At 65.1% G+C, this 5,286-nt stretch carries 8 protein-coding genes; 7 read left to right on the forward strand and 1 reads right to left on the reverse strand.

Annotated features, from left to right (window positions below; genetic code table 11):
- Positions 1–452 (reverse strand): flagellar basal body P-ring formation chaperone FlgA (gene flgA, locus AC1DYX_RS27225; protein WP_477264711.1); only part of this gene is annotated, 452 nt, incomplete at its 3' end.
- 218 nt (positions 453–670) lie between these two features.
- Here flgA and flgB point away from each other — a divergent pair.
- From flgB to AC1DYX_RS27260, 7 genes are all read left to right on the forward strand, one after another.
- On the forward strand, positions 671–1,030 hold the full coding sequence (gene flgB / locus AC1DYX_RS27230) for a flagellar basal body rod protein FlgB (protein WP_477264725.1): 360 nt from the start codon (positions 671–673) through the stop codon (positions 1,028–1,030).
- An 11-nt stretch (positions 1,031–1,041) separates the two neighbouring features.
- On the forward strand, positions 1,042–1,446 hold the full coding sequence (gene flgC, locus AC1DYX_RS27235; protein WP_477264713.1) for a flagellar basal body rod protein FlgC: 405 nt from the start codon (positions 1,042–1,044) through the stop codon (positions 1,444–1,446).
- Positions 1,447–1,448: 2 nt separating this feature from the next.
- On the forward strand, positions 1,449–2,117 hold the full coding sequence (locus AC1DYX_RS27240) for a flagellar hook capping FlgD N-terminal domain-containing protein (RefSeq protein ID WP_477264715.1): 669 nt from the start codon (positions 1,449–1,451) through the stop codon (positions 2,115–2,117).
- Positions 2,118–2,166: 49 nt separating this feature from the next.
- The gene (locus tag AC1DYX_RS27245; protein ID WP_477264717.1) at positions 2,167–3,354 is read left to right on the forward strand and encodes a flagellar hook protein FlgE; all 1,188 of its coding nucleotides are present in this window, start codon (positions 2,167–2,169) and stop codon (positions 3,352–3,354) included.
- Positions 3,355–3,366: 12 nt separating this feature from the next.
- Complete coding sequence (locus AC1DYX_RS27250) at positions 3,367–4,092, forward strand: flagellar basal body rod protein FlgF (RefSeq protein ID WP_477264719.1); 726 nt, start codon at positions 3,367–3,369, stop codon at positions 4,090–4,092.
- A 34-nt stretch (positions 4,093–4,126) separates the two neighbouring features.
- Positions 4,127–4,912 (forward strand): flagellar basal-body rod protein FlgG, encoded by a 786-nt coding sequence (flgG, locus tag AC1DYX_RS27255; RefSeq protein WP_477264721.1) that lies wholly within the window; start codon positions 4,127–4,129, stop codon positions 4,910–4,912.
- 2 nt (positions 4,913–4,914) lie between these two features.
- On the forward strand, positions 4,915–5,286 hold a 372-nt coding region (locus tag AC1DYX_RS27260), incomplete at its 3' end, for a flagellar basal body L-ring protein FlgH (protein WP_477264723.1).

Here is a 5,286-nt window from a genome sequence, read left to right on the forward strand (position 1 = left end):
TCCAATGCCTCCCCGGCCATGCTCACTTCGATGCCGTCGCGCCGCGCGACCATCGTCACGGCATCGCCGCGCTTGACGAGGACCGGGCTGCTGAGCTGGCCGCTGCGCAGAATGTCTCCTGGACGCAACATACGACGCGACATTTGTCCGACAGCATCGGCCGGATTACTGATCGGATCGGCAATGTTCGAAATATCACGGCGCTCGATCGTGACTTGCGCATCCGTCAACGCTTCGTTCGCCGCGACCGGCGCGGCGGCGATCGCGACCATGGCCGACACGCGCGCCCGCACGACGTAGTCGTAGCGCCAGCCGGGGGTGTCCGGGCAGCGCGCCACATAGCGCATCCTCTGGGGAGAACGGGTATCGGCCGCTTCCACGGCCACCGGCTGGCTGCACGGTGGCGTCGGCCGGGCGGCCACGACGGCGACCTCGATTTGCGGCTCGGTCAATCCGGACGCCGCCATCTGTCTTTCCAGTTCGGCACGGGCGGCKTGTTCAATTTGCACCGGAACCGAAGGCCCGGCCGCTTGCGCGAGCGCAGAAAACAGCATCAGTGACGAAGCGGCAAGGGTTGCCTTACAGAAAGCATTCATTAGAGAATAGCGGCAGCGGAAAAAACCTGATTCTAACCAATCACACCGAATTCAACCGACAGGAGTTCCCCGACATGACGATTAATTTCAAGGACGCACTGGGTGTGCATGCCGACGCGCTGGAATTGCGCGCCGAACGCACCAAGGTGTTGGCGGCGAACATCGCGCACGAGAGCACGCCTGGCTACACGGCCCGCGACATCGATTTTGGCGCGATGCTGCAGGATCGTATCGACACGGAGAACGGCGAGCTCAGCCTGAGCGACGATCAACCCCTGTACCGCGTCCCCTACCACCCGAGCGCCGACGGCAACACCGTCGAGATCGGCGTCGAGCAAGCCGCGTTCGGTCAGAACTCTTCCGATTTCAATACCAGCCTGACCTTCATCAACATGCAGTTGCGTGGGCTGGCCAAAGCCATCAACGGTCAATAAACAGGTCAACAATGGGCTTCAAGGACATTTCCCAGATCGCCGGTTCGGCGATGGCGGCGCAGTCGGTGCGCCTGAACACGATCGCCAGCAACCTGGCCAATGCCGACGTCGCGGCCGGCTCCGAGGCGGAAGCGTACCGCGCCCGCAAGCCGGTGTTCGCGGCCGTCATGGGCAACGACGCCAGCGCGGGCGTGCAGGTGCTCGACGTGGTCGAGAGCGCCGAGCCGCTGCGCCGCGTGCACGAACCGGGTAACCCGAAGGCCGACGCCGACGGCATGGTGTATTACACGAACGTCAACGAAGTCTCCGAGATGGCCGACATGATGTCGGCCAGCCGCGCCTTCGAGACCAATGTCGAAGTACTGGGCCGTATCAAATCCATGCAGCAGTCGCTGCTCAAGCTGGGAGATTCCTGACCATGGCGACCACACCCGCCACCAACAGCCAGTTCGGCGGCACGGCCGCATCGAACGCTGCCAACACGAAGATCGCCACCCAGGCGCCGACCGACGCCAACCGCGACATGTTCACCAAGCTGCTGGTGGCGCAGATCCAGAACCAGGATCCGCTGTCGCCGCAGGATCCGACCCAGTACGTCAACCAGCTGTCGCAACTGTCGCAGACCGAGGCACTGCAGAACCTGTCGCAGACGACGACCGCCAGCGCGACCGTCCTGCAAAGCCTGCAAACCCTGGCAATGGGTGGCCAGGTCGGTTCCGACGTGACGGTGGCGACGGGCACCGTCAAGCTCGACGGCAACAAGCTGACGGGCACCGTGCAACTGAACGGCATCAGCGCCGGCACGAACCTGATCCTGACCGGCACCGACGGCCAGCAGCACACGATCGCCCTGGGCCCGGGCTCGGGTCCGCAATCGTTCACCATCGATCCGGACGCCCTTGGCCTGGCGCCCGGTTCGTACACGATCCAGGCCAAGCCATCGGACGGCAGCTCGCCCACGGTCGAAGTCGAAGCGCGCCTGAACAGCGTGCGCGTGAGCGGCTCGAAGGTCGTGCTCCAGGTGGCCAACATCGGCGAGGTCGATCCCTCGTCCATCACGGGTTTCAACGGCAAGACGGGCTCCTGAGCGGAACGCCCACCCAGACCGCAACGCGCAACGCATTCAAGGAATCGACATGAGCTTCGACATCGCACTGTCCGGCATCCAGGCCATCAACGAACAACTGGAAACCGTCTCGAACAACATCGCCAACGCCTCCACCTACGGCTTCAAGGCCGGCCGCGCCAACTTCTCGTCCGTCATGGCCGGCACCAAGGCCAACGGCGTGGAAATCGGTTCGATCACGCAGAACATCAGCCAGAACGGCAGCATGACGACCACCGGCCGCGGCCTCGACGCCGCCATCAACGGCCGCGGCTTCTTCGTCAGCGTGAACAACCAGGGCACCACGCAGTATTCGCGCGTCGGCATCTTCTCGACCGATGCGAAAGGCGTCCTGATCGACAGCAATGGCAACAAGGTACAGGGCTATGGCCCGTCGAAGAACGGCGCGCTCGGCGTGATGGGCGACGTGCAGGTACCGACCGGCCAGATCCCGGCCGTCGCCACCACCAACATCGCCTACACCGGCAACCTGTCGGCCGACTGGACCGTGCCGGCGACGGCGACCTTCGACGCCACCGATTCATCCAGCTACAACATGGTCAAGCAGTCGCTCGCGTTCGACTCGCTGGGCACCCAGCACACCGTGTCGCAATACTTCGTCAAGACCGGTACCGGTACAGTCGACGTGTATTACGGCGTCGATGGCAACGCGCCGGGCGCGACGCCCGACGTGCAGCTCACCTTCGACACGAACGGTCAGTTGACCGGAACCACGTCCGGGACGGTGGGCTTCACCGCGACCGGCGCGACGGCATCCTCCGTCAAGATCGACTACACCGGCACGACCTATTTCGCCGGCGAAACCACCACCACCACCAACCGCAGCGACGGCTATGCGTCGGGCTCGTTCGTGGGCGTGGAAATGGCGCCGGACGGCTCGCTCGTGGCCAAGTACAGCAACGACCAGTCGCAGGTCGTCGGCACCGTCGCCCTTGCCACGTTCGCCAACGAAGGCGCGCTGTCGTCCATCAGCGAAACCAGTTGGGTCGCCAACACCGAGTCCGGCGCCGCCCTGTACAGTTCCCCGGGCGTGGGCCTGGCCGGCAAGCTGTCGACCGGCACGCTGGAAGGTTCGAACGTCGACGTCACGTCGGAACTGGTCGGCCTGATGACGTCGCAGCGCAATTACCAGGCCAACTCGAAGGTCATGACCACCGAGAACCAGATGATGCAGGCCCTGATGCAAGCCCTGCCGTAATCCTGACACGCCATGGATAAACTGATCTTCACCGCCGTCTCCGGCGCCGAGCGCCTGATGCGCTCCCAGCAGGTCCACGCCAACAACCTGGCCAACCTCGACACGACCGGTTTTCGCGCCAGCATGGAAGTGGCGACGAACCAGCAGCTGGGCGGCTACGGCTACGACGACCGCCACCTGTCGACCATGCAGGCCGACACGGTCTCCACGCGCGCCGGCGCGGTGCGCGAGACCGGCCGCCCGCTCGACGTCGCGATCGGCGGCCAGGGCTATCTCGCCGTGCAGAACGGCGATGGCGAAGCCTATACCCGCTCCGGCGAAATCGAGATCGGCCCCGACGGCGCGCTGTCGCTGCACGGCCATCCGCTGCTGGGCGAAGGCGGCCCGATCGTGCTGCCGCAGCACACCGCGGTCGAGGTCGGCACGGACGGCACGATTTCCGTGCTGACGGAAGGCGCCAGGCAGATGCAGGTCGTCGACAAGCTGCGCCTCGTGAACGCCACCGGCGCCGAACTGACCAAGAACGAGGCCGGACTGATCGTCTCGCGCGACGGCGGCAACCTGCCGACGGACCCGAACGTGAAAGTCCGTCCGCGCGCGCTCGAAGGCAGCAATGTGTCGGCGGTCGAGGAAATGGTCGCCACGATGAGCCTGAACCGCAGCTTCGAGGTGCAGATGCGCCTGTTCAAGGCCAGCGACAGCATGAACGAAACGGGCAACAAGCTGATCAGCGGCTGATCGCACGCCCCAACCCAGAACACAGGAGCAAACCATGAATCCAGCAATGTGGATCAGCAAGACCGGCGTGCAGGCGCAGGATGCGAAACTGCAGGCCATCGCCAACAACCTGGCCAACGTCAACACGGTCGGCTTCAAGCGCGACCGCGTCGTGTTCGAAGACCTGTTCTACCAGGTCGACAAGCAGCCGGGCGCACAGACGGCCGACAACACGGTCAGCAACGGCGTCCAGCTCGGCAACGGCGTGACCGTCGTCGGCACCCAGAAGTTGTTCACCAACGGGAACATCCAGACCACCGGCCAGTCGCTCGACGTCGCGATCACCGGCAACGGCTTCATCCAGGTGCGCCGCCCGGACGGCGAGCCGGCCTACACCCGCGCCGGCCAGCTGCAAATCGATTCGAACGGCGTGCTGGTCAACGCCCAGGGCCTGCCCCTGGTGCCGCAGATCACCATCCCGAACAACGCGACCGCGATCTCGATCGGCGAGAACGGCGTGGTCAGCGCGACCGTGCCCGGCAGCATCGCCCCGACGCAACTGGGCCAGCTCACGCTGACGACGTTCGTCAACCCGGCCGGCCTGCAGGCGCTGGGTGAAAACCTGTTCCAGGAAACGGCCGCCAGCGGCACGCCGAACGAAGGCAAGGCCGGCGACGGCGCCTTCGGCAAGTTCAAGCAGGGCGCACTGGAAGGCTCGAACGTGCAGGTCGTCGAAGAGATGGTCGACATGATCGCCGCCCAGCGCACCTATGAAATGAACACCAAGGTGTTGTCGGCCGCCGACAACATGCTGCAATACCTGTCCCAGGCTTCGCGCTGACCATGAAACGTATCGCCCTCGCCGCCGGGATGGCGGCCAGCCTGCTGCTGACCGGTTGCGCCTCGCGCGCGCCGCTGGCCCAGGCTCCCCACGACGACACCCTCGACCTGCCGAAATCCCAGGTGGTGCACGGCGGCGTCTCCGGCGGCGTGTTCAGCGCCGATACGATCTCGCTGACGTCGGACGCGCGCGCGTTCCGCGTCGGCGACGTCGTGACCGTGCTGTTGCAGGAAACGACCCAGGCCAGCAAGAAGGCCGGCACGAGCTTCAGCAAGGGTTCGACCGCGTCGGTGACCCCGATCAGCATCCTCGGCAAGACGTTCCCCAAGACCGGCATCGACATCAACGGCGACCGCAGCTTCACGGGCGACGCC

This window comes from Massilia sp. P2_C2, assembly GCF_056404615.1.

Bases quoted from the DNA above. Each gene is read 5' to 3' on its own strand.
- flgG (WP_477264721.1), top strand. From the start codon at position 4,127: ATGAATCCAGCAATGTGGATCAGCAAGACCGGCGTGCAGGCGCAGGAT.
- flgB (WP_477264725.1), top strand. From the start codon at position 671: ATGACGATTAATTTCAAGGACGCACTGGGTGTGCATGCCGACGCGCTG.
- AC1DYX_RS27245 (WP_477264717.1), top strand. From the start codon at position 2,167: ATGAGCTTCGACATCGCACTGTCCGGCATCCAGGCCATCAACGAACAA.
- flgC (WP_477264713.1), top strand. From the start codon at position 1,042: ATGGGCTTCAAGGACATTTCCCAGATCGCCGGTTCGGCGATGGCGGCG.
- AC1DYX_RS27240 (WP_477264715.1), top strand. From the start codon at position 1,449: ATGGCGACCACACCCGCCACCAACAGCCAGTTCGGCGGCACGGCCGCA.
- AC1DYX_RS27250 (WP_477264719.1), top strand. From the start codon at position 3,367: ATGGATAAACTGATCTTCACCGCCGTCTCCGGCGCCGAGCGCCTGATG.